Origin of the sequence: Streptococcus tangpeifui, assembly GCF_011038795.1 — a bacterium.
In the GTDB taxonomy this organism is placed as follows: Bacteria; Bacillota; Bacilli; order Lactobacillales; family Streptococcaceae; genus Streptococcus; species Streptococcus tangpeifui.
The window spans coordinates 286,712-308,819 of the sequence record NZ_JAAKDU010000003.1; the positions used below are offsets into that span (position 1 = coordinate 286,712).

General features: G+C 43.7%; 21 protein-coding genes and 1 pseudogene. 1 reads left to right on the plus strand and 21 read right to left on the minus strand.

Features of this window, described 5'->3' with window-relative positions; genetic code table 11:
* Nucleotide 1: 1 nt before the first annotated feature.
* The 21 genes and pseudogenes from G7Y32_RS04550 to G7Y32_RS04645 form a co-directional block, all read right to left on the minus strand.
* Nucleotides 2-292, minus strand: a complete 291-nt coding sequence (locus G7Y32_RS04550; RefSeq protein WP_165211220.1) for a YciI family protein — start codon at nt 290-292, stop codon at nt 2-4.
* A gap of 22 nt (nt 293-314) precedes the next feature.
* Entirely contained in the window at nt 315-1,268 is a 954-nt protein-coding gene (locus tag G7Y32_RS04555) for an aldo/keto reductase (RefSeq protein ID WP_165211223.1), read from the minus strand.
* Nucleotides 1,269-1,551: 283 nt separating this feature from the next.
* Nucleotides 1,552-2,016 carry a flavodoxin gene (locus G7Y32_RS04560; RefSeq protein WP_165211334.1) on the minus strand — a complete coding sequence of 155 codons (465 nt, stop codon included), beginning with the start codon at nt 2,014-2,016 and terminating at the stop codon, nt 1,552-1,554.
* A gap of 618 nt (nt 2,017-2,634) precedes the next feature.
* On the minus strand, nt 2,635-4,068 hold the full coding sequence (locus G7Y32_RS04565; RefSeq protein ID WP_165211226.1) for a glycoside hydrolase family 32 protein: 1,434 nt from the start codon (nt 4,066-4,068) through the stop codon (nt 2,635-2,637).
* Between the two features lie 175 nt (nt 4,069-4,243).
* A complete protein-coding gene (locus tag G7Y32_RS04570) occupies nt 4,244-5,650 on the minus strand; it encodes a PTS transporter subunit EIIC (protein ID WP_165211229.1) in 1,407 nt (468 codons plus the stop codon).
* 359 nt (nt 5,651-6,009) lie between these two features.
* Nucleotides 6,010-6,885 carry a trehalose repressor gene (locus G7Y32_RS04575; RefSeq protein ID WP_277423762.1) on the minus strand — a complete coding sequence of 292 codons (876 nt, stop codon included), beginning with the start codon at nt 6,883-6,885 and terminating at the stop codon, nt 6,010-6,012.
* A pseudogene (locus G7Y32_RS10450) lies at nt 6,871-7,011 on the minus strand (LacI family DNA-binding transcriptional regulator); the annotation flags it as partial. The gene G7Y32_RS04575 and the pseudogene G7Y32_RS10450, both read right to left, overlap by 15 nt.
* Before the next feature lie 466 nt (nt 7,012-7,477).
* Nucleotides 7,478-8,572: a low temperature requirement protein A gene (locus G7Y32_RS04580; protein ID WP_165211235.1), complete on the minus strand. Its 1,095-nt coding sequence runs from the start codon at nt 8,570-8,572 to the stop codon at nt 7,478-7,480.
* Between the two features lie 223 nt (nt 8,573-8,795).
* Nucleotides 8,796-9,869: an ABC transporter substrate-binding protein gene (locus G7Y32_RS04585; RefSeq protein WP_165211238.1), complete on the minus strand. Its 1,074-nt coding sequence runs from the start codon at nt 9,867-9,869 to the stop codon at nt 8,796-8,798.
* The gene (locus G7Y32_RS04590; protein ID WP_165211241.1) at nt 9,862-10,638 is read right to left on the minus strand and encodes an ABC transporter permease; all 777 of its coding nucleotides are present in this window, start codon (nt 10,636-10,638) and stop codon (nt 9,862-9,864) included. The genes G7Y32_RS04585 and G7Y32_RS04590 overlap by 8 nt, the downstream gene beginning before the upstream one ends.
* Nucleotides 10,635-11,435 carry an ABC transporter permease gene (locus G7Y32_RS04595; RefSeq protein ID WP_165211244.1) on the minus strand — a complete coding sequence of 267 codons (801 nt, stop codon included), beginning with the start codon at nt 11,433-11,435 and terminating at the stop codon, nt 10,635-10,637. The genes G7Y32_RS04590 and G7Y32_RS04595 overlap by 4 nt, the downstream gene beginning before the upstream one ends.
* The gene (locus G7Y32_RS04600; RefSeq protein ID WP_165211247.1) at nt 11,419-12,573 is read right to left on the minus strand and encodes an ABC transporter ATP-binding protein; all 1,155 of its coding nucleotides are present in this window, start codon (nt 12,571-12,573) and stop codon (nt 11,419-11,421) included. Before G7Y32_RS04600 ends, G7Y32_RS04595 begins: the two co-directional genes overlap by 17 nt.
* A 102-nt stretch (nt 12,574-12,675) precedes the next feature.
* The gene (gene murB, locus G7Y32_RS04605; protein ID WP_004229286.1) at nt 12,676-13,578 is read right to left on the minus strand and encodes a UDP-N-acetylmuramate dehydrogenase; all 903 of its coding nucleotides are present in this window, start codon (nt 13,576-13,578) and stop codon (nt 12,676-12,678) included.
* Between the two features lie 268 nt (nt 13,579-13,846).
* Complete coding sequence (gene folK, locus G7Y32_RS04610) at nt 13,847-14,332, minus strand: 2-amino-4-hydroxy-6-hydroxymethyldihydropteridine diphosphokinase (RefSeq protein ID WP_165211250.1); 486 nt, start codon at nt 14,330-14,332, stop codon at nt 13,847-13,849.
* The gene (gene folB, locus G7Y32_RS04615) at nt 14,329-14,688 is read right to left on the minus strand and encodes a dihydroneopterin aldolase (RefSeq protein WP_004225575.1); all 360 of its coding nucleotides are present in this window, start codon (nt 14,686-14,688) and stop codon (nt 14,329-14,331) included. Before folB ends, folK begins: the two co-directional genes overlap by 4 nt.
* A gap of 5 nt (nt 14,689-14,693) precedes the next feature.
* On the minus strand, nt 14,694-15,494 hold the full coding sequence (gene folP / locus G7Y32_RS04620; RefSeq protein ID WP_165211253.1) for a dihydropteroate synthase: 801 nt from the start codon (nt 15,492-15,494) through the stop codon (nt 14,694-14,696).
* 1 nt (nt 15,495) lies between these two features.
* Entirely contained in the window at nt 15,496-16,059 is a 564-nt protein-coding gene (gene folE / locus G7Y32_RS04625) for a GTP cyclohydrolase I FolE (RefSeq protein ID WP_165211256.1), read from the minus strand.
* A gap of 272 nt (nt 16,060-16,331) precedes the next feature.
* A complete protein-coding gene (locus G7Y32_RS04630; protein WP_165211259.1) occupies nt 16,332-17,585 on the minus strand; it encodes a bifunctional folylpolyglutamate synthase/dihydrofolate synthase in 1,254 nt (417 codons plus the stop codon).
* Nucleotides 17,586-17,679: 94 nt separating this feature from the next.
* Nucleotides 17,680-18,567, minus strand: a complete 888-nt coding sequence (gene rarD, locus G7Y32_RS04635) for an EamA family transporter RarD (protein ID WP_165211262.1) — start codon at nt 18,565-18,567, stop codon at nt 17,680-17,682.
* Entirely contained in the window at nt 18,560-19,420 is an 861-nt protein-coding gene (gene thrB, locus G7Y32_RS04640; protein WP_165211265.1) for a homoserine kinase, read from the minus strand. Before thrB ends, rarD begins: the two co-directional genes overlap by 8 nt.
* A 1-nt stretch (nt 19,421) precedes the next feature.
* Nucleotides 19,422-20,708 (minus strand): homoserine dehydrogenase, encoded by a 1,287-nt coding sequence (locus G7Y32_RS04645; RefSeq protein ID WP_165211268.1) that lies wholly within the window; start codon nt 20,706-20,708, stop codon nt 19,422-19,424.
* A gap of 123 nt (nt 20,709-20,831) precedes the next feature.
* Between G7Y32_RS04645 and G7Y32_RS04650 the strand changes: the two genes are divergently transcribed.
* Complete coding sequence (locus tag G7Y32_RS04650) at nt 20,832-22,094, plus strand: hydroxymethylglutaryl-CoA reductase, degradative (protein WP_165211271.1); 1,263 nt, start codon at nt 20,832-20,834, stop codon at nt 22,092-22,094.
* Nucleotides 22,095-22,108 lie beyond the last annotated feature (14 nt).

Genomic DNA, 22,108 nt, shown 5'->3' on the forward strand with positions numbered 1-22,108 from the left:
CTTAGTCTCCTTCGATATCATCTGCTACCAGATTGGCTTTAAATTCGGCCACGTCATAAGTGGCATAGTCTGGGTAATAGGCATCTTTGGCAATCATAGCATCCAAATCATCTCGTGAATCAGCCTTGGCAATGACAATCCCTGCCATGCCACGATCTTTAAGAGGGCCAACAATCTTGAAGTTACCTGCATCAAATTCTGACTTGAACCAAGCTCTGTGTTTGTTCAAGAGTTCATCGGCCTGGTCTTGAGGGACTTGATCGGCTTTGATAGTAATGGTAATTAAAAACATTATAGACTCCTTTTGATTGATATTAGGCTTGACCTTCCCAGCCACCACGTGTATCAACACCTGATTGAGTCGCTAGATTTTCAAGATTAGCCATTTCTCCATTTGTAAGGTACACATGACTAGCCTTAGCAGCATCTTCGACTTGCCCTACTTTTGTCACACCAAGAATTGGTGTTGTGCCGCGTCCAATAGCCCAAGCGGTCGCAATTTGAGCTGGACTGACCTTGTAATAGTCTGCCAAACGCTTCAGCTCAGCCAGTAAATCACTCAAAGCTGGGAACATTGGATTATAGGTTTTACCACGGTTAGAGTCAGCAGGCATTGGATGCTGACTATCATACTTACCAGACAAAGCCCCTTGTTCCAAGACCATGTATGAGAAAAATTGGATATGATTTTCTTTACAGTAGTCAAGAAGACCATCATTGATAGAATGACGATAGAGAAGGCTGAAGTGATTTTGCACGGCTGAAATTTGTACACCAGCTGGTTTCAAGATTTCTTGCACACGTTTAACCTGCTCAAGGCTGTGGTTAGAAACACCGATGCGCTTAACTCGGCCTGACTTGACCAAGTCAGCCAAGAAGGGTGTCCAACGTTCCACGTCGGCAGAATTGTGAATCCAATAAATATCAATGTAATCAGTACCCAGACGTTTGAGGCTGCCTTCCAGCATATCTTCTACAGGATTTTCCTTCGTGTCATCTTGCATACCAGGGGTAAACTTGTCTGATAGGATTACTTGCGAGCGATCATATTGACCAGTAAGTTCACCCAAGATACGTTCAGCTTCACCATTAGCATAGGCATAAGCTGTATCAAAGGTGTTGAGCCCTTCATCCATAGCTGTTTTGAAGACATCCTTGAGATCTGCGGTGTCAAGGCTATTGCCAAAGACTACGTTCCCACCGGCAAATCCGCCAGTTCCCCAAGACCAAGTTCCAAGTACGATTGGTGCTGTTTGGTTAGTTGACATAAAAATTCTCCTTTTTTCTTTATGAGATTACTCTACTACTTCTAGTGAACTGTAAGTCAAGACTTTTTGATCAAACATTAATTTTCTTATCTGAGAACTCCTACAATATGATGTGAGTGGTGTGAAATTTATCTAGATAGACTATCATCGGCTGTAAGAATAGTATCAGAGTGTTTATATAATCATTTAGATAGCCTTCTTTAGTCACACTGACAATAAGCGCAACCACTTCTTTTGTCAAAGCTAAGCTGAGGGATTTTTGCTCTATATTAATGTAACTCCCTTAGTTTAATTGCTTTAGCCAACGTTTCATGGCCGCTGTACTATTCAAGACATCACCTGCAATATGATATTTAGCTGCATATTGGTTAAAGATCGGCTGTGCTTTTACATAGGTTGAACCGCCTGATGTCGAAAAGCTGCCTAGAATTTTGTCGGAAAAGTCCATTTGATCCATAACCGTTTGGACAACCCTTGGGGGAATTCCCCACCAGGTCGGATGGCCGATTAAAATGCGCTCATATTGTGAAATATCTGGCAGATTCCCTGCAAAATCAGGACGGCTGTACTCATCGTATTGCTCAAGATTGCAGCGACTGGAATCATCATACCAATTCCTATCTTGGCTAGTATAAGGGATTTTCGCCTTGATCTCATACAAGTCTGCCCCTAGTTCATGCGCAATAGCTTGTGCACGCTCTTTGGTTGTTCCTGTTTCAGAAAAATAAATAATCAGTGTTTTCATAATAGAACCTCCTGTTAGAAACACACCGTCATACAAGGCGGTATCAGCATAAAATCAACAATGGATTTCAAACCTTTTTACCTTTAGCAACTGTAGTGTATCACTTATAGTCAACTATAAGTCAAGATTTTCCTTCACCTTTTCTAAATTTTTTCCGATAGCTAGCAAAAAATCTGAGCACGTTGTCCCAGATTTTTAAATACTATATATCCCATTCTCTACTAATAATGCCCCAGCTAGCTGGCAAGGGATTCCTTTCAATTACTGTTTTTTACTCTACCGCATTCTTTGCCAGCGACATTGCTTTAGTTTCTACTGGCAGAGACCAAGCAGGGCTAGCTACGACTTACTCTCTTAGAGAATTTCCGATTATACTTCAAAACTTGCCCAATTTATTTAGCTGAGCACATCACGAATTTCTAGAATTTCAACCATACTAAAAGCACTAAAACAGCATCATCTAGGAATTTACAAAATCTTAGCAAACCTCGGGCAAACTGATCTGCATATTGAAATACAGAACCGTATTCAGCCTTGGGATAAAGATCTAATTGGCTATGTTGAATTTTTGCCTGCACCTCCAAGAGTTTTGAGCTGAACCCATACGATCAGCATCTCCTATTAATGATAGTCAAAACCATTCAATTGGTAAATACTAAGCAGGCCATCAACATTGCTATCAAGAGATAGTTTTTGCCCCAAGAAGTCTGAGTAGACTCTGCTAGTCATTGTAAACAATCCTTCATTCACAAAGATCTCTATAGCGGATGTATCTGAGTAAATGACCAAATCAGACAGATTGTCTATCCTTGCCACTCTCTCATTTCTACCATATCCAGATTTGCCAAGACTTAATCGCAAAAGATTATTCTTGTAAGATAGTTTGACACCTTCTCTCAGTTGGACGGAAAAACTTTTAGGATTCTCAGTAAATCTTATTCGCATTTCAAAAGTGGAATTCTCTGTCTGCCATCCTGTAAACGAAGTCAATTCCCAATGATGCTCATCCAACCTGAGCTGCTTAAACTCATCCAGAGGTTTTTGGTAGATATGATGATCTTTATAGACCAACTCTCTTGGCATGGTTAGGGCATGGATCCAACCGTATTCTATTGTCGGTTGGTTGCTATAGCCTGACTCCTCAGGCATCCCCATCCAGGCTATTAAAATGCGTCGTCCCTTATCATCTAAAAAGGTCTGGGGGGCGTAGAAATCAAAGCCATAATCAAATTCTTTGAAGACTGACAAGTCATAATCTCCTAGCCAACCATCCAGCAGGACATAGCCATTTTGAAAAACGTTTTGAAATTTTTCCTTCTGAGCGGGGAGGCCTTGGGGGCAGAATGATAGGACCTTTTGACCGCTCAGTTCGAATAAGTCAGGGCATTCCCACATGTAACCCAAGGGGCTGTCTGTTTCAATGCGGCCAATATAAGACCACTCCCTTAAATTATGAGATTTAAAGCAGATCACACAGCCGGTATCTGCTAGGGTCCTTGCTCCGAGTACCATGACATAGCTGCCATCTACTGGGTAAATTTTAGGATCTCTCACGTGCTTACTGAGATCAGTAGGATAGTCTTCATTTTTCAGTACCGTCTCCTTGACATCAATCTGATAGCCGTCTGGGCTCTGAATATGAATAGTATTTTGCTCACGACCATTGGTGATGTAGTCATACTCTTGATCAAGCAGCTTGACATTCCCCGTGTAGAAAAAATGCACCTGATCATCTTTTTTGAAGGCTGAGCCACTGTAAGCACCGTCACGGTCATCCGCAATATCAGGAAACAAGAAGGGCTCTTCTTCTACATAATGAATCCAATCCTTGGTCGTATAATGCCCCCACGATTTGATTCCCCAGCTCGCCTTAAAAGGCGTGTATTGAAAATAGATATGGTTTCTTCCTTGATGCTGAAATAAGCCATTGGGGTCATTGAGCCAGCCAGTTGGTGGCATGAGATGGAAGGCAAGCCGATTAGGATCTTTATTAACCTTTTCTCTCATATAGGAATACTCTTTGCACTCGTTTAGATAATCTTGTTTGGTATACATGTCTTTCTCCCAAATAGACACAAAGAATCTGAGACAAGCAGTGTCAGATTCTTTTGGTCATTTCAGTTAATACACTTGACAATCAAAATATAGGCCCTTGACTTATCTTGCCTGACGCCAGTACTCTCTATGCCCTATCGCCTAGTTTATTTTTGATTGTCTTTGAGTCTAACGATTAATTTTCTTGTGTTTTATCTTTATGAATGGTACTGAGCAATAGGGTTGCTACTAGACCAGCGACAAATCCGATCAGATGGGCAATAATATAATTAATATAGCCATTATGTGCAGGATCTGCAATGGCAATTCCTGGTACAGCTGTTGTCCCGAATCCTAGGGATGTCAATTTTGAGAAGTAAACATAGACACCTGCTAGCGCTCCTCCAATACAACCCCCGATTAGTGGATAACGGTATCTAAGATTGACCCCAAAGATTGCCGGTTCACTAATGCCAAACAAGGTAGAGGCAAAACTTGGTAATGTTAATTCACGGACCTTGGTATCTTTCCAATGGGTTACTAGGTAGCCGATCACCGCACCAGATTGACCAATCAATGCCACAGACATCAAGGGATTGATAAAGTTATGGCCGGTGTCAGCCAGTAACTGCGCTTCTACCGCACCGATGATATGATGCAGACCAGTGATAACAAGGAGCTGCTGGACACCTGCAAACAAAGCAAATCCTACAAATCCTAGGTGTGAAGTTGACCATACCAATCCGCTCGTCAAACCAGTTGATAAAAATCGACCTACTGGTCCAACGATAGTAAAGAGCAAGACTGTTGAGATAAAGACAGTGAGCAAAGGAGCAACTAGGAGTTTGATAGAGTTTGGAACTTTCTTATTAAAGAAAATATCGAGCTTAGCCACCACAAAACCAATCATCAAAGCAACTAGAATACCGCCTTGAAAACCAATCATATTGATAGGAAGACCAAATAAGTGAATGGTTTCCACCTTAACCGTTCCCTGTGCTGCTGAGTAGGCATTTGCCAGTGTTGAATCCAGCATAATAGCACCGACCACCATACCAAGTACGGGATTTCCGCCAAAGCGTTTAACGGCTGAATAACAGACAACCATGGGTAAAATCGCAAAGATACCATTGGCTGCTAGGCTTGCCAGTCTATTGATAGCATAGAGAGTATCATTCTCTTTAACCATATCAAAATTACCGAGCACACCTGTAATTCCCATCAATAAGGCTGCCGCTAAGATAGCAGGAATAATAGCAACAAAGACATCGGAAAGGGATTTAATAATCGATTGGAAGATGTTATTTTTCTTAGCACTCTCTTCCTTTAGATCGTAAATATTCATGTCCTTGATGCCAACATAGTCAGAAAAAGCCTCATAGACGTCATTAACCAAGCCAGGTCCAATGATCAACTGAATTTGATCGCCTGCAACAAAGGCCCCTTTGACGAGATCCACTGTTTCAAGTTTATCTATTTGCGCCAGGCTATTGTCCTTTAGCACAATACGCAAACGTGTGGCACAGTGGGCGACACCCACAATGTTTTGACGACCGCCGACATATTTTTCAATATCTTGACACATCTTTTTGTAATCAGCCATAATTGCCTCCAAATTATTTTAGGAACCGGTTCCATGTTGTTTACGCTTTCATTATACCATCAAATAAAAATAATGCAATAGATTTTTAATTTTTTTTGGAACCGGTTTTGTTTATTTTTAAAATTAAGGAATCTGAGACAAAAGCCCAGACTCCTTAACATTATGGTAGGTTTAACCAGATTGATGTAGTGATTGGCAGTCCTTATCTTAGGTGAGGGCGCAGTCCCATTTTCAGGTGCCCTCTTAAACAGTCCACTGGACTCTTTAACTACCATGCAAGTCATAGTCTTTCAATAGCTAGTGGCTATTGAGAACTTAATCAACTGTGCGGAGATGGGTTAAAAAGCTCTGGTTGAGTCTTACTCTCCCTCCTTTTGAACAAGACTAGCACGTTCAAATAGCTCAAAAGGAATCACTTGAATATTGCTCACTGGTTTTCCTTGAATCATTTGAAGAATACTTTCACCACTGATAATACCTGTACTATACCAGTCAAATTTAACAGAGGTTAGAGGCGGATTTAGCAGGGCACTTGTTTCGTACTCCCCAAAACCTACAACTGAAATATCCTTACCAATGGTAATGTGGTAACTCGGTAATACCTTGTAGGCCGCTTGAGCTAGACGGTCTGTCGCACAGATGATAGCATCAGGAAACCGCTTGGGGTCAAGGGAGCTTTTAAGTGACTCAATGGCCTCTCTATAGTCAAATGTCGTATAAACAAATTCCACATCTGAAATCCCTCTTGCACTCAAACCATCCATCACTCCCTGCTTACGAACTTGCCCAACGGCTATATCATGAGGGTCAACCCATAGACAAAGAACAGCCTTGGCTCCTGATTTCCCAACCAGTCCACCTACTGCTCTACCCGCTGCGTAATCATCATTAATGACCGTATGAAGATGGGCATTACTTTGCCCCACAAATAAGACGGGCTGCGCAATGGTTTTAATAATTTCCTCATGTGTTGGTGTAATCCCAGTTGACAGGACGATAATGCCATCAACATTCATTTTACTAAGACGAACAATACTCTTAATTTCTTCATCAGTAGATTGGTCCGTGTGCATCATCAAAGGTGTATAGTCATTTTTCTTAAGATAAGCCACAATCACTTCAACAATTCGTGGCGTTGTCACCGAATTAAAACCAGGTACTACTAAACCAATAATGTGACTATTTTTAGCACTCAATCGTGCAAAGACATTTGGTTCGTAATTATATTCATCCATTATTTTTTGGATGTGTTGTGCCGTTGATTCTTTGACACTGCCACCGTTTAAATATCTAGATACGGTACTCTTAGCGACCCCTGCAAGCTTAGCGATATCATTAATAGTCAATTTATTTTGCATAGCTACTCTCCAAGCCTTTGTTTCCCATTATTATATCATATATCAGAACTTAGACTGGGAACATTTTTCGTGAATCTTACCCCTTCAATACCAGTCCGACCTAGGTAACGATGGACTCGACAAACATGAAGGCCTTAGAATTTCTTGGATTATGCTTAAAGAACAGCCTTATGGTTGGCATTAGTTGGATTGGATCAGTGGTCATCACAAGTCCATTATAAAAACAATTTTCCCTTTGGCATGTTCTTGACAGAGGTAAGCAATGGCTTTTTTTGATCTCTTTAGCAGAGTAGATTTTTGTCCAGCCTTTATCTTACTGTCTGCTAATACTTCGAACACTCCTACCATCTTTCATCAGCTAGACAAAATCTACTGTTTTTAGGGAAATAAAACGTTAGAAATCATCGAAACTAAAAAGCCCTAAGACAAAAACACTGTGAGCTAATACCATAACTCCGTATCCCTATCCCTAAGGCAGGCGGTACCAAACCACTGCAAACTGACCTAAGCCGGTTAGCAAGCCAAAACTCAGCATTAAAATGGGACTATTAGCATAAAGCGTCAGAAGTCCCAAAGGCAGACCTAGGATGACTAAGTGAGCAGCCAGCCATTTTGGTGTCAACGTTAGATCCCTGCGATTATAAGGAGCCAGCAATTGCAAACTGCCGTAAAATAGACCCAGACCTAAGATAAGCAGATTTTTCATATCATAGAAATAATGTGGATCCCCAGCCATCTCAATCATCAAGGTTGTAAAAAGAATACCGATCAAGAGAACGACATGGACATAAACCATCTGAAGCCCTGTACGCTCTTGGTGATGCTTCATAATGACAGCGGTCTGTGTGATGTAGCCGATAAACATAAGGCCAATCATGGCAAAGCTGATGACTGCTTCTAGGGGATGTGTCGCTAAATCAAATGTTTTGATACTAGCAATGAGCGTTTCTCCAAAATAAATGATAGTAATTAGTTGAACACGCTCCACCAGATGAGGAAAATTGGCTTTATCATCTTCCTTCTTAGCGCGTGTCAGATAAACAAATAGGAAACTCATCCCGTAGAGGAGGTAGGCCCAAAAGATATTCATGTGCGGATTTACTGTCAACCAGATAAACCAGATGATCTGGACTGCCATGTCTACCCCGATATCTTTCATGTGATAAATCATCGTTTGGCTGAAAGCGCCCAACCTTCGAGCACGCAAGACATACTGGAGCAAGACCGAAACATTGCTCAATAAAAAGAGCACATTAAAGGAAACGTAAGTCTTTTGCCAATCCAGCGTCAACTCTCTAGCCATGTAACCAATCACAAACATATTGAGGATAATGGTCACAATATCCATGAGATCACGCTCTCCATACTTATTGAGATACATAGTCTCATGGTACCAAAGTTTAATCAGCATGATAAAGGAGATAATGAATTGCAAGTAACTAAAAAAGGTGAGGTGGACACCTTTTCCGTGCATCATCCCCGTCAATACTGAAACAGCAAAAACAAATACTAAGTCGTAAAAGAGTTCATAGTTAGATACTTTTTTAGGAATAATATTTTTCATAGATTTATCTTACCATTTTCCATTGGTTAGGAAAAGTCAGAATACCAATCATAAAGCTCCAAGACGGAAAGGAACTATTAAAATTAATTGAATATCAGGTCTGCTAAATAGTATCAGGCGCTGACTACTGACTCAAAAGGAAGATTTTGGAGTACTTGAGTCTTGGCCCATAAGAAAAGTCCAGAAACTCATGCTTCCAGACTTTTAAGTTTATAGAGGCAGCTTAATGCCGATACATCTTAAATTGCAGATAGAGATCATTGTAGGTGCCCAACCACTTAGGCCCGAGATTATCATAGACTTCCAGATGGCTAATAACCCGATCAGACGGATAAAAAGCCGGATCAGAAGTCACTTCCTTTGGCAGGAGAGCTTGAGCGGCCTTATTAGGTGTGGCATAACCGATATACTCAGCATTTTGGGCTGCATTTTCAGGGTTCAGCATAAAATTGATAAAGGCGTAGGCGGCCTTTTTATTTTTGACCGTCTTAGGAATGACGATATTATCAAACCAGAGGTTAGACCCTTCACTTGGCAACACATAGTGAAGATGGGGATTGGCGTCCAGCATATCTCTGGCTTCACCCGAGAAAGTCACACCTAGGGCAGCATCACCATTTTTCAAATATCCTTTCATCTCATCCCCAACGATGGCCTTGATATTAGGTGTTAACTGGCTTAACTTATCAGAAGCCTGATTTAACTGCCCCATATTCTTGGTATTGAGGCTGTAGTCTAGAGCGTTAAGCCCCAGTCCCATCACCTCTCTAGCGCCATCAACCAGCATGATGGCATTCTGATACCGAGAATTCCAGAGATCTGTCCAATGCTGGGGAGGATTTTTGACCTGCTGATCATTGTAAACAATCCCAACTGTCCCCCAGAAATAAGGAATGGAATAATCATTTTTGGGGTCAAAAGACTTACCCATAAACTGCGGTCCAAGATTGTTCAGTCCCTTAATCTGTGATTTATCCAGTTTAACTAAGAGGTCTTCTCGACGCATTTTATCAATCATATAATCGCTTGGGATGGTAATATCATAACGAGTTCCTCCCTGCTTAATCTTAGTGTACATGGCTTCATTGGAATCAAAGGTTTCATATTGGACATCAATCCCTGTTTCCTTCTGAAACTTTGTAACGAGATCAGGGTCGATATAGTCTCCCCAGTTATAGACGACTAAACCATCGGATTTTGAACTACTGCTACTCTTTTTCTCCATAGTCACCATAAGCACGGCTAAGCCGATAATCATCAGGATAATACCGATAAGAAAGGCATTTAATCTACGCATGCTGATCACCTTCTTCCTTGCTGATGAAATAATAGCCAATCACTAAGAGAATGGAAAAGATAAAGATGATAGTGGATAGCGCGTTAATTTCTAAGGAAATCCCTCGCCTAGCACGTGAATAGATTTCAACTGAGAGAGTTGAGAAACCATTTCCTGTCACAAAGAAAGTCACTGCAAAATCATCAAGGGAATAAGTAAAAGCCATGAAATAGCCAGCGATAATGCTGGGCGTTAGGTAGGGCAGCATAACTTCTTTGAGCATCTGCCAATAACTAGCGCCCAAGTCATAAGCGGCATGAATCATATCCTGATTCATCTCCTTGAGCCTTGGCAAGACCATAAGAACGACAATGGGAACAGAGAAGGCAATATGACTAAGCAATACCGAACTAAAGCCCAGCCGGAAGCCGAGGACCGTGAAAAGAATCAAAAAACTGGCGCCCATCATGACATCTGGCGAAACCATGAGGATATTGTTGAGAGAGAGCAAGGTATTCTGCTGCTTACTTCTAGTTTGATCGATAAAGATGGCGCCCAAGGTACCGATAACTGTCGCCAGCAAGGCACTCAGAAAGGCCAAAAAGAAAGTCTGAACCAGAATCAAGATGAGATGGCTATCGGAGAAAACCTGCTGGTAATGCTCCCAAGTGAAGCCAGAAAAGCCAGCCATGTCACCGCCACTATTGAAAGAATAAAAAATCAAATAAAAAATCGGCAGATAGAGGAGGGCAAAGACCAGTCCCAAGTAGAAATGACTCAACTTTTTCATAAGCTTTTTCTCCTCTCCTTAGTAAGAGCCATAATAACCAGCATGGCTAGGATGAGCACCACACCGATGGTAGAGCCCATACCCCAATTCTGAGTGGTCAAAAAGTGCTGTTCGATGGCAGTCCCCAGTGTGATCACACGATTACCGCCAATTAGACGGGTCAGCATAAAGAGACTGAGACTGGGAATAAAGACTGACTGAACACCCGAGCGCACGCCAGACAAAGAAAGCGGGAAAACAACCCGACTAAAGGTCTGCCAGCCACTGGCTCCCAAGTCACGACTGGCATTGATTAAGTTGACATCCAAGTCATCCAGAGCATTAAAAATGGGGAGAATCATAAAGGGCAGCTCGATGTAGGCAGCGACAAAGATAAAAGAAAAATCCGTAAAGAGCAGTTGCTTAGGGCCAATTCCCACAAAGGCCAAGAAATGATTAACCCCGCCATCTTGGCCAAAAATCCCCATAAAGGCATAGGCCTTGAGCAGAAGATTTATCCAAGTCGGCAGCACAATCAGCATGAGCCAAAGCTGCTTGTGTTTGAGCTTCGTTAAGGCCAGAGCTGTCGGATAACTAAGCAGAAAGGTCACTAGCGTAATAATCCCTGCATAGAGAACGGAATTAAAGCTCATCCGGAGATACGTCCAAGAGCTAAAAAAGGTTTCATAATTAGTTATACCAGCCTGCCCCTGCAGGTTGAAAAAAGATTGATAGACAATCAAAGCCAGAGGAGCTAAGACGAAAAGTAAGAGCCAGAGGAAGTAAGGAACCGCAAAGAATTTAGTCGTCTGCTTCATAGCGCTCCTCCTCAATGGCATTAATTAAGCCATCCTCATGCTCATCCATTTCCACGTATTCTTCAATTCGGGCATCAAACTCTTCTTCAGTTTCATTGAGCCGCATAATATGAATATCTTCGGATGTAAAGTTTAACCCAATCACTTCACCTTCAATGGCCTTGCGCGTCGAATGAATTAACCACTCATGATCCAGCTCATCGTGAGCGATAATTTCATAGTGGACACCGCGAAAAAGCTGGGTATCGACAGTAACTCTTAATTTGCCTTCTTCGGGCAGAGTAATCTGCAGGTCCTCTGGCCGAATGACCACTTCTACTGCCTCATTGGGCCTCATTCCACCATCGACAGCTTCAAAACGCTTGCCATTAAATTCAACCAGATAGTCCTCAATCATGGTCCCGTTGATGATATTGGACTCACCAATAAAGGTAGCCACAAAATGGTTGATGGGTTCGTCATAGATATCTACAGGCGTTCCCGATTGAACAATCTGACCCTCATTCATCACAAAAATCCAGTCCGACATGGCCAGAGCCTCCTCTTGGTCATGAGTGACAAAAACAAAGGTGATTCCCAGCCGCTGCTGTAGGTCTCTCAGCTCATACTGCATCTCTGTCCGTAATTTCAAATCCAAGGCGGATAAGGGCTCGTCTAAGAGGACAACCTTGGGCTGATTGATAATGGCTCTAGCAATGGCCACCCGCTGGCGCTGGCCGCCTGAGAGCTTTTTAATGGAACGATTGCCATAGCCCTCCAGTCGCACCATCTTGAGAGCTTCCTGAACCCGCTCCGCAATTTCTTCTTTTGCAATCTTTTTTAATTTTAAAGGAAAGGCTACATTATCAAAAACGGACATATGCGGAAAAAGCGCATAATTCTGAAAAACTGTATGGACATCCCGCTTGTTGATGGGAACATCATTAATCCGCTTGCCATCCAGATAAACATCACCCGAACTCACATCTAAGAGCCCCGCAATGATATTTAGAATGGTCGATTTTCCAGAACCAGAGGCTCCCAGAAGCGTATAAAATTTTCCTTCTTCCAGCTCGAAATTAATATCTTTAAGAACATGAGTTCCGTTGTCTTCGAAGGTTTTCGTCACATGGCGAAAGGCAATAATTGGTTTAGTCACGCTCGTTTTCCTCCACACAGGCGATAAGAAATAAAAAGAACCGGCTAAATTCTCTCTAGCCAGCTCTACTTGATGGTTTTAAGATAAGCTATGCTCGTTTTATTAAGACTTGTAATCTCCAATAATCCGAACTTCTGGCTCCAGACGGACACCTGAATGGGCTTGGACCTTCTCAATAACATCAGCAATTAGGTTTTCATAGTCATCAGCCGTTCCATTGGCCACATTGACCATAAAGCCAGCATGCTTCTTACTGACTTCAACACCGCCGATGCGATGGCCCATTAAACCGGCTTCCATAATGAGCTGACCGGCAAAATGGTCAACGGGCCGCTTAAAGACGGAACCGCAAGATGGGTACTCCAAAGGTTGCTTGAGCTGCCGCAGATGATTGAGGCGAGTCATTTCATTCTTGATCTGCGAATGCACGCCTGGCTTGAGGGCGAATTTAGCAGAAATCACCACTTCACCTGTACTTTGAATAGCCGACCGACGATAGCCAAAAGCCATATCGCGGGCCTCAATCGTTCGGATTTCTCCTTCCTTAGACAAAACTGTGGCCGAAACCAAAATATGGGATATTTCACCACCATAGGCACCAGCATTCATAAAGACAGCCCCACCGATAGAACCGGGAATCCCTGCTGCAAATTCAAAGCCGGTCAAACTATGAAATTCAGCAACTTTAGTCGTTTCAATCAGATTAGCTCCAGCTTCTGCTTCGATAGTATAACCATCGACTGTAACAGTACTCAGCTTATCAAACATAATGACAAACCCGCGAATTCCTCCTTCACGGACGATCAGGTTGCTGGCGTTCCCCAAGACCATCCATGGAATGGCATTTTCATTGGCAAACTTGACAATATGGGCCAACTCGTAACGATTGCGAGGAAAAGCTAAATAATCGGCTGGTCCTCCAACCTTGGTATAAGTATAGTGACGCAAGGGTTCATCAATGCGAATATCAATTCCCTTAAGAGCATTTTTCATTTTTTCTAACATTATTTTTTAATTCCATTCTTGTCTAACCAGAAAAGACGCCTCAAAAGCAATAAGGGCCAGTCATCTGGCTGGCCTACCGATCTCATAAAGGTCACAAGACCTTAAAAAATCGGCACAAGGCCGATAATCATTATATCAAAAACTAGGGATTTTGGCGATAGCATCAGCCAGGGAATTTAGCAAATTTAGTAATTTAGCAGAAATTTCCCAGAACGTTCCTGCCCCAAAGCTTCCAAGTAAATGGTACTGAGAAGTGAGGTAAAGAAGTTTAACCCAAAAATTTTTCGATAGCCTCGGTTGACAGTTTGGCTAAATCGCTTTGATAAGCGTGACCAGTTGCTGGATCAAATGCCTTTTCATCTAACTCCAACAGAGGCACCAAGACAAAGGCCCGCTCTTTCATATAGGGATGGGGCAGGATTAAGTTTGGCCCAGCTATTACTTCTTGCCCATAGAGCAAGATATCAATATCTAAAGTCCGAGGACCCCAATGCTGCTGCCGAACCCGTCCTAAATCATTTTCTATCTTCTGGCAGGCTTGCAGTAAATCCAAAGGGGACAAGTCCGTCTCCAAACGACAGGCGAGATTGAGAAAATCAGGCTGGTCTGTCAGGCCCCAAGCCGGTGTTTGATAGATAGAGGAAACAGCTGCTAAGCTCGTTTGAGGCAGTTGGCCTAATCGTTCCAAAGCTTCGTTCAGATAAGTCTTCCGGTCTCCCATATTGGAACCGAGACTGAGAAAAACAGAGCTCATCGGGTGCGCTCCAATTCTACACCAACACTCTCATAATGACCGGCAATGGGGGGATTCTCCTTGAAAATTCGCAACTGGATAGCCTGAACAGGAGGAAACTGTTCAAAAATAGCCTGACAAATTGCTCCTCCCAGCTTTTCCAACAGCTGATAGGTCTGATTTTCAACTTGATGCTTAATCACGTCAAAGATTAGACCGTAATGAACCGTATCGGCCAAATCATCGCTGACAGAAGCTTGGGTCAGCTCAAGAGAAAGTTCCGCATCCACTACAAAAATCTGGCCCAGCCGGTTTTCTTCTGGCAGAGCGCCATGGTAACCGTAAAAACGGCAGCCCCTCAAAAGTATTTTATCCATCTTCCTCACCTTAATTGACTGATAACCTTGACAATATCACGATTAGCAGCAACATTATGCACCCGAACAATCTGGCAGCCTTTCTCAATAGCATAACCGGATAAGGCAGCCGTCCCCATATCCCGCTCCAGCGGTCTAGTATGACCGCCTAGCAGATAATCAACTACTCGTTTGCGGGAAATACCGAAAAGAACAGGGTAACCTAGGCTAGTTACTTGATCCAAGCCCTTTAAGAGCGCTAGATTTTGCTGCTCATTTTTGGCAAAACCAAAGCCCGGGTCTAGCCAGATATTGTCCTTGTCAACGCCGGCAGCCAAGGCTGCAGCTGCTCGTTCTTTGAGAAAATCACAGACATCTTGAGTAATATCTCCATAAACCTCATCTTCCTGATTGTGCATGAGGACGATGGGAACCTCTTTTTCAGCTGCTAGAGCCAACATCTGACCATCGTAGAGGCCGGCCCAGACATCGTTGAGGATATCTGCCCCTGCCTCTAGGGCTGCCCGAGCCGTTCCTGTTTTATAAGTATCGATACTGACTAAAATATCGTATTTTTCTTTGATAGCCTTGATAACCGGTACAACTCTAGCAATTTCCTCTTCCTGAGAAACAAAATCAGCACCTGGACGCGTCGATTCTCCACCAACATCAATAATAGCAGCCCCTTCTTCAATCATAGCCCCAACCTGAGCTAGGGCTTTTTCAAGTTGGGTATAGGAACCGCCGTCTGAAAAAGAATCGGGTGTTACATTAAGCACCCCCATAATACAGGCTTTTCCCGCAACTTCAAATGATCCGATTTTCATCTTAAAACTCCTTGATCAAGTGCAATAATTCTTGGCGTTGGTCCTTATCTTCTTGAAAGGTACCGCGCGCAACCGTTGTCACCGTCTTACTGCCAGGCTTTTTGATTCCTCGCATAGTCATGCACATGTGCTCAGCTTCGACCATAACAAAAACTCCCTTAGGAGCCAAGGCTGCTTCAAGCGCTGTCGCTACCTGTTCTGTCAGGCGTTCTTGCAACTGGGGCCGCTTACTGGCTACTTCGACAGCCCGGGCCAATTTAGACAGACCCGTTACCTTGCCTTGATTGGGAAGATAGGCCACATGGGCTACGCCGTAAAAAGGCACCAAGTGATGCTCGCACATAGAATAAAAAGGAATATCCTTAACCAAGACGACTTCCTCATGATTTTCGCTAAAGACAGCTGTAAATTGATCCTTGGGATTTTTATCCAAACCAGCAAACATCTCAGCATACATTTTTGCCACGCGCTTAGGGGTATCTATAAGCCCTTCACGCTGGGGATCTTCACCAATAGCTTCTAGTAACTGATAGATGGCTGCTTCTGCTTTTTCTTGATTGATCATAATGTCCTCTTAAACTTGATGCTTTCATAAGATACAAAGGGACGGCTCGCTTTAACGAAAATGCCTGACAGAGAAATAGAGACTTGACGCTGAGTGCTGGCACACAAGAAAAGTCATTTTTCTCCGAAGGAATTAGTCCCGTGTTCAATTCATAAGATACTAAGCCGTTAAGCACTCCAAATAAAATAGGGAACCTGACAATGAATCGCAGAGATTCAAGGCAGGTGAGTTTTTTCACAGGCGTGTAACGGTTTAATTCCCTTCATTATACCCTATTGAAGGGAATTCTTCAAAAGCTCCCTGCGAACTTGGGAGATAAAATAAAGGGAACCTGTTATCAGATAGAAATCTGCTGAATCTTCCTGATAAACCTGATTCAGCCAAGTCTTAAAATCAGCCACCCGCTCATAACCCTGAGGGTAATCAGCTAAGGCTAAACTATTGTGATAAGGAAAGGTTGTCACAGTGATCTGGCCTACTCCGTCTAATTTTTTCAGCATGGTAGCGACTGGTTTGGTATCAATGGCAGCAAAGAGAATCCGAATCTTTCGATCGCCATAACCTTTCTGCAGTAGTTCCACCAGTGCCTGAATACTTTCATTATTGTGGGCTCCATCAATCATTAGATTGGGCCTTAGGAGCTCTGTTCGCCCCAGCCATTTGGCTCTTGCCAATCCTTCACGAATCGCTTTATCATCCAACTTTGGATAGCGATCCTTAAGAAGCAAGGCTGTTTCAATAGCTAGAGCTGCGTTAGCCACCTGATGCTGGCCAGGCATGACTAAAGCTAAATCACTTATAGTCGTCGAGCTATTGCGAAAGGTCAAGGCCTTATCAGACATCATCAACGTAAACTCTTGCTTCCATTCATAAACAGGCGAACCAACTGTTTGAGCTCGCTCCAGAAAGACCTGTCTGGCTTCTTCCTGAGCTACAGCCATGACCAAGGGCTCACCAAGCTTGAGCACACCTGCCTTATTCTGAGCGATTTGGCTATAAGTCTCCCCCAGCACAGCTTGGTGATCCAACCCGATAGAGGGGCAGACAACAGCAAGAGCTTGGAAAAGATTGGTCGCATCATCGCGTCCGCCCATGCCAGCTTCAATAACAGCCAAATCAACAGGATGCAGGCGACCAAAATAAAGAAACATAATAAGACTGATAACTTCAAATTCAGTCGCAGCTTCTAAAGATTCTGGCAAGGCCTCGACAACTGGCTTAACCAATTTTACACAAGTGACCAAGTCTTCTTTTGGCATCAGCTGACCGTCCACAGAAATCCGCTCCCTAAAATCAACAATATAAGGAGAAGTAAAGGTACCGACCCGATAGCCTGCTGCTGTAAAAATATGCTGGAGATTATTGACCACCGAGCCTTTACCGTTAGTTCCGACCACATGAACAGCCTGCAAATTTTCTTGAGGATCTCCCAACTGCTCCAGCATCCAAGCCATCCGCTCGATACCAGGTTTAATCCCAAATTTCAACCGGCTGTGAATCCAAGCTAGTGCTTCTTGATAATTCATCTCTTTCCTTCCTTAAAAGCTTTAAAAGTACAGGGGACACAAGTATCCTCATCGTTTGCCAGTATAGCACAGGGCAACAAAAATCCCGACTTAATCAAGTTTTCTGCCTTTTTAGTAAAAGAATCTGACCGATAACAAAGAGACCAATCGCCAGCCAGATGAACACCAAGCCATAGAGCTGACCCTGACTGAGACTTTCCTTAAAAATAGTCAGGGCAATCAGGAGCTGAATGGTCGGATTGAGATACTGAATAAAACCAATCAAATTCAAAGGGGCTCGCTTGAGACTCTCCGCATAGAGCAAGAGAGGAATGGCTGTGACTATCCCCGATAAGGCCAGAAGGATATTTTCCAGCAGACTGTAACCTGCCAGTGTTTCATGACTGAAAAAAATCAAGTAGACCAGCACAAAAGGCAGAATAATGCCGGCTTCAAACAGCATAGCTACATCGCTGGATAGCCGGATTCCCTTTTTCAACAAGCCGTAAAATCCAAAAGTAAAAGCCAGTAGCAAAGCAATCCAAGGCAGGTGACCGGTCTGCCAGACCAAGACTCCCACCCCCACTGCCGCCATAAGAACAGCCAAGCTAGTAGCTGGTGTCAGACTTTCCTTAAGAATAACGAGGGCCAAAAGCACCGAAACCAGTGGCATCATATAATACCCCAGACTGGATTCAGTCGCATGACCATTGGCTATCGCATAGATGTAGGTCAGCCAGTTGATGGCGATCAAAAAGGCGGTTGCCACAGCTCGATAGAACTGCCGCTTGTCCAGCCAAAGCTCCCTAAACTCATGCCTATAGCGCTGACGGCTCTTGCTAATCAACATATAGACAGCCATAGTCAAAAGGGTCCAAATAATCCGATAAGAAAAAGTACTGTAAGCATTAACCCCAGCCAAGAGTTTCCAGTAGAGAGATAAAAAAGCCCAGAGCAGATAGGCTGATACTCCGAGCAAAAGTCCCTTATGCGTTTTAGTCAAGACGAACACCTTCCTCATCAACTGTCAGGACAAAGGTTTGACCGTCCAGTCCCAAGTCATCTAGGGCAGTTTTTAAGGCCGACCCTTCTCCTTGCGGGACCAAACTCATGACTGTCGGGCCAGCCCCTGATAAGTAGGTTGCATAAGCTCCGAACCCTTGAGCGAGATCCTTAATCGGAGCGAATTCCTTGACTAATTTTTGACGATAAGCCTCATGGAAACGATCCCCTTGGATAGCCTTACCAGCCGTCAGCAAGTCTCCTGTTAAAAGACCGGCAATCGCCACATTGGCGATTGAGGAGGCCGCTACAGCTTCCTTATAAGCCATAGAAGTCGGCAGAACACCTCGGCTGTCACTGGTTTTTAATTCATAGTTGGGAATAAAAGCGACGAAATCGCAGGCAGGAAAATCAGCTCTAACACCAGAAACTTGTCCATTAACATAGGAAGCAACCACTAGCTTGCCGAAGATAGCTGGTGCAACATTGTCCGGATGACCTTCAATCTCTGTGGCTAAACGGAGCTTTTCCTGTTTGGAGAGATGTAACTGTGCTAATTGATCGGCTAGCTCAATCCCTGCTACAATAACTGAACTAGAGGATCCAAGTCCCCGAGCCAGAGGAATATCGGAAATCATCTTAATGCGATGAGGGGTCAAATTAGGGGCGACCTTTAGAGCCGTTTTAACCAAAAGGTTATTAGCATCAGTTGGTATATCCCCCAAATCATGTTCAACTTGCCAGTCAGAACTAGTCTCAAGCACCTCAATAGTCAAATATTTAGAGAGAGCCACTCCCACCGAATCAAAACCCGGACCTAGGTTGGCCGACGTTGCCGGAACTGTAATTTTCATCTTAGTCTCCCAATACCTTAAAGCTGTTCAAGAGAGTAAAATCACTTTGGGCTTTTAATTTTGCCTTGACATTTTCTAATTGGGTCAGACTGAGAGCGTGGGTCACAATAACAATCTGTGCTTTTTGGCCATCTCCTCTTTGTTGCAGAACTTGGGAGAAGGAAACATCTTCGCCATTGAAGATTTCAGCCAAACGCAAGATTTGCCCCTTCTTGTCTGGAACAGTCAAAGAGAAATAATAGCCACTCTTGACATCAGCTGGATTAGCCAACTGAGTTGGACGGCTGAATTCATTGAAAGATTTACCAACATTACCGTCTACAATACGGCGGCCAATGCGGATAATATCTGCTACAACCGAAGTCGCTGTTGGTTTTTGCCCCGCACCAGGACCGTAATACATAGACTCACCGATACCGATGGACTCAACAAAGACAGCATTCATAACACCGTTGACACTAGCCAGAGGATGCTCCTTAGGCAAGAACGTTGGAGACACTTGGGCAGAGATGCCAGAATCTGTCTCACGAACATCACCAACCAACTTGATGACATAGCCTAATTCTTGAGCGACTGCAACATCATCAGGTGTAATGGTGGAAATGCCTTGATGACTGACATCCTCAAAATCAATGGTCATGCCAAAGCCAAACTGGCTGAGAATCACCGCCTTGTAAGCAGCGTCGATTCCTTCCACATCATTGGTCGGGTCGCTTTCTGCATAACCCAGCTCTTGAGCAGTCTTCAAAGCGTCTTCGTAGGTCCAGCCTTCATCAACCATCTTGGTCATCATAAAGTTAGATGTCCCATTGAGCACACCCAAAATGCGTGTCACCTTGTCTGACGTTAAAGAATTAGCCAATGTCCGTAGAACTGGAATACCACCTGCCACGGCCGCTTCATAGTAGAAAGCCAAACCCTTGTCTTTAGCTAGACCAATAATGTCCTTACCGTGGGTAGCAATCAGGTCCTTATTGGCGGAAACCACATGTTTGCCTGCTTCCAAAGCCTTAGTGATAAAAGTCTTGGCTGGTTCAATCCGCCCCATCAATTCAACGACGATGTCAATTTCTGGATCTTTTACAATGTCATCAACATTGGTGACAAAATGATAATCATGACCGGCTGCTAAAAGACGGTTCTTTTCATCATCGTCCTTGACCAAGACCTTAGCAATAACAAACTCATCCTTAGCTGCTGCTGTAATTTTATCCCCATTTTCCTTGAGCAAAAATGGGATCCCGCTAGCAACTGTCCCAAAACCTAACAATCCAATTTTTATAGCCATAATTTTACCTCATTAACGAATATTGATACCTCCCCATTATAACAAAATCCCTTGGGAAGTTACAGAAAATCAGCGCTTATGGTATAATTCAAGAAGAAATGACGAACAAAAAAGAGGACAAACATGGTATCTTGGACAGGATTTGCTAAAAAGAGCCCGCAGGAGCGGCAGCAAGCTCTCAAAAACAATCAGGCATTATCTCAAGCGAGCTTCGAAAAATTAAATAAGGAAGAGCTTCTTCCGCTTGAAACTGCCAATCAGATGGCAGAAAACTTGATTGGTCGGCTAGCCTTACCGATGAGTTTGGCGCCTGATTTCTTAGTCAATGGCCAGACCTATAATCTCCCCATGGTGACTGAAGAGCCTTCTGTCGTAGCTGCTGCTTCCTATGCAGCTAAACTCATTAAACGCTCAGGCGGCTTCACCACCGAGATCCATCAGCGGCAGATGCTGGGGCAGGTTGCGCTTACGGGCTGTAATGATTGGCAGTCAGCCAAAGAAGCTATTCTAGCTCGCAAGGCAGACCTAATTGACTTGGCAAATCAAGCTCATCCTTCCATCGTTAAGAGAGGTGGCGGTGCCAGAGAGCTGACCGTAGAAGAAAAAGAAAACTTCCTCATCATCTATTTAGCAGTCGATACTCAGGAAGCTATGGGAGCCAATATGGTCAATACTATGATGGAAGCCCTAGCGCCCAAACTAGAAGAGCTTTCTGGCGGACAAAGCCTCATGGCCATTCTATCCAATTATGCAACGAATAGTTTGGTGACCGCCCAATGTGCAGTTGACTTACGCTTTCTCAGCCGTAACAAAGAAGAAGCTGAGAAACTAGCTGAGAAGCTGGAGCAAGCCTCCCAACTGGCCCAAATTGACCCTTATCGAGCGAGTACCCATAACAAGGGGATCTTTAACGGTATTGATGCCTTAGCTTTGGCCACTGGCAATGACTGGCGGGCTATTGAAGCAGGCGGTCACACCTATGCTGCTGCTTCTGGCTCCTATCGTGGGCTTTCACAATGGACCTATGATAGAGAGGCAGGTAAAGTTAGGGGAAATCTGACCCTGCCCATGCCAATCGCGGCCAAGGGCGGATCTATTGGTCTCAATCCCAGTGTTAGCGTTGCTTTTGACCTGCTAGGGCAGCCAGATGCAAAAACTCTGGCTGGACTTATCGTTTCTCTGGGTCTGGCTCAAAATTTCGCTGCCCTCAAGGCCTTGGTCGGGAAGGGCATTCAGGCTGGTCACATGAAGCTGCAGGCCAAATCCCTAGCCTTGCTGGCTGGAGCAACTGAAAAAGAGATTCCATCGCTCGTTCAAAAGCTCCTAGCAGCCCAGCATCTTAACTTGGAAACTGCTCAAAAAATTTTAGCTGATATCAGAAAATAACCCCAACGCTAAAA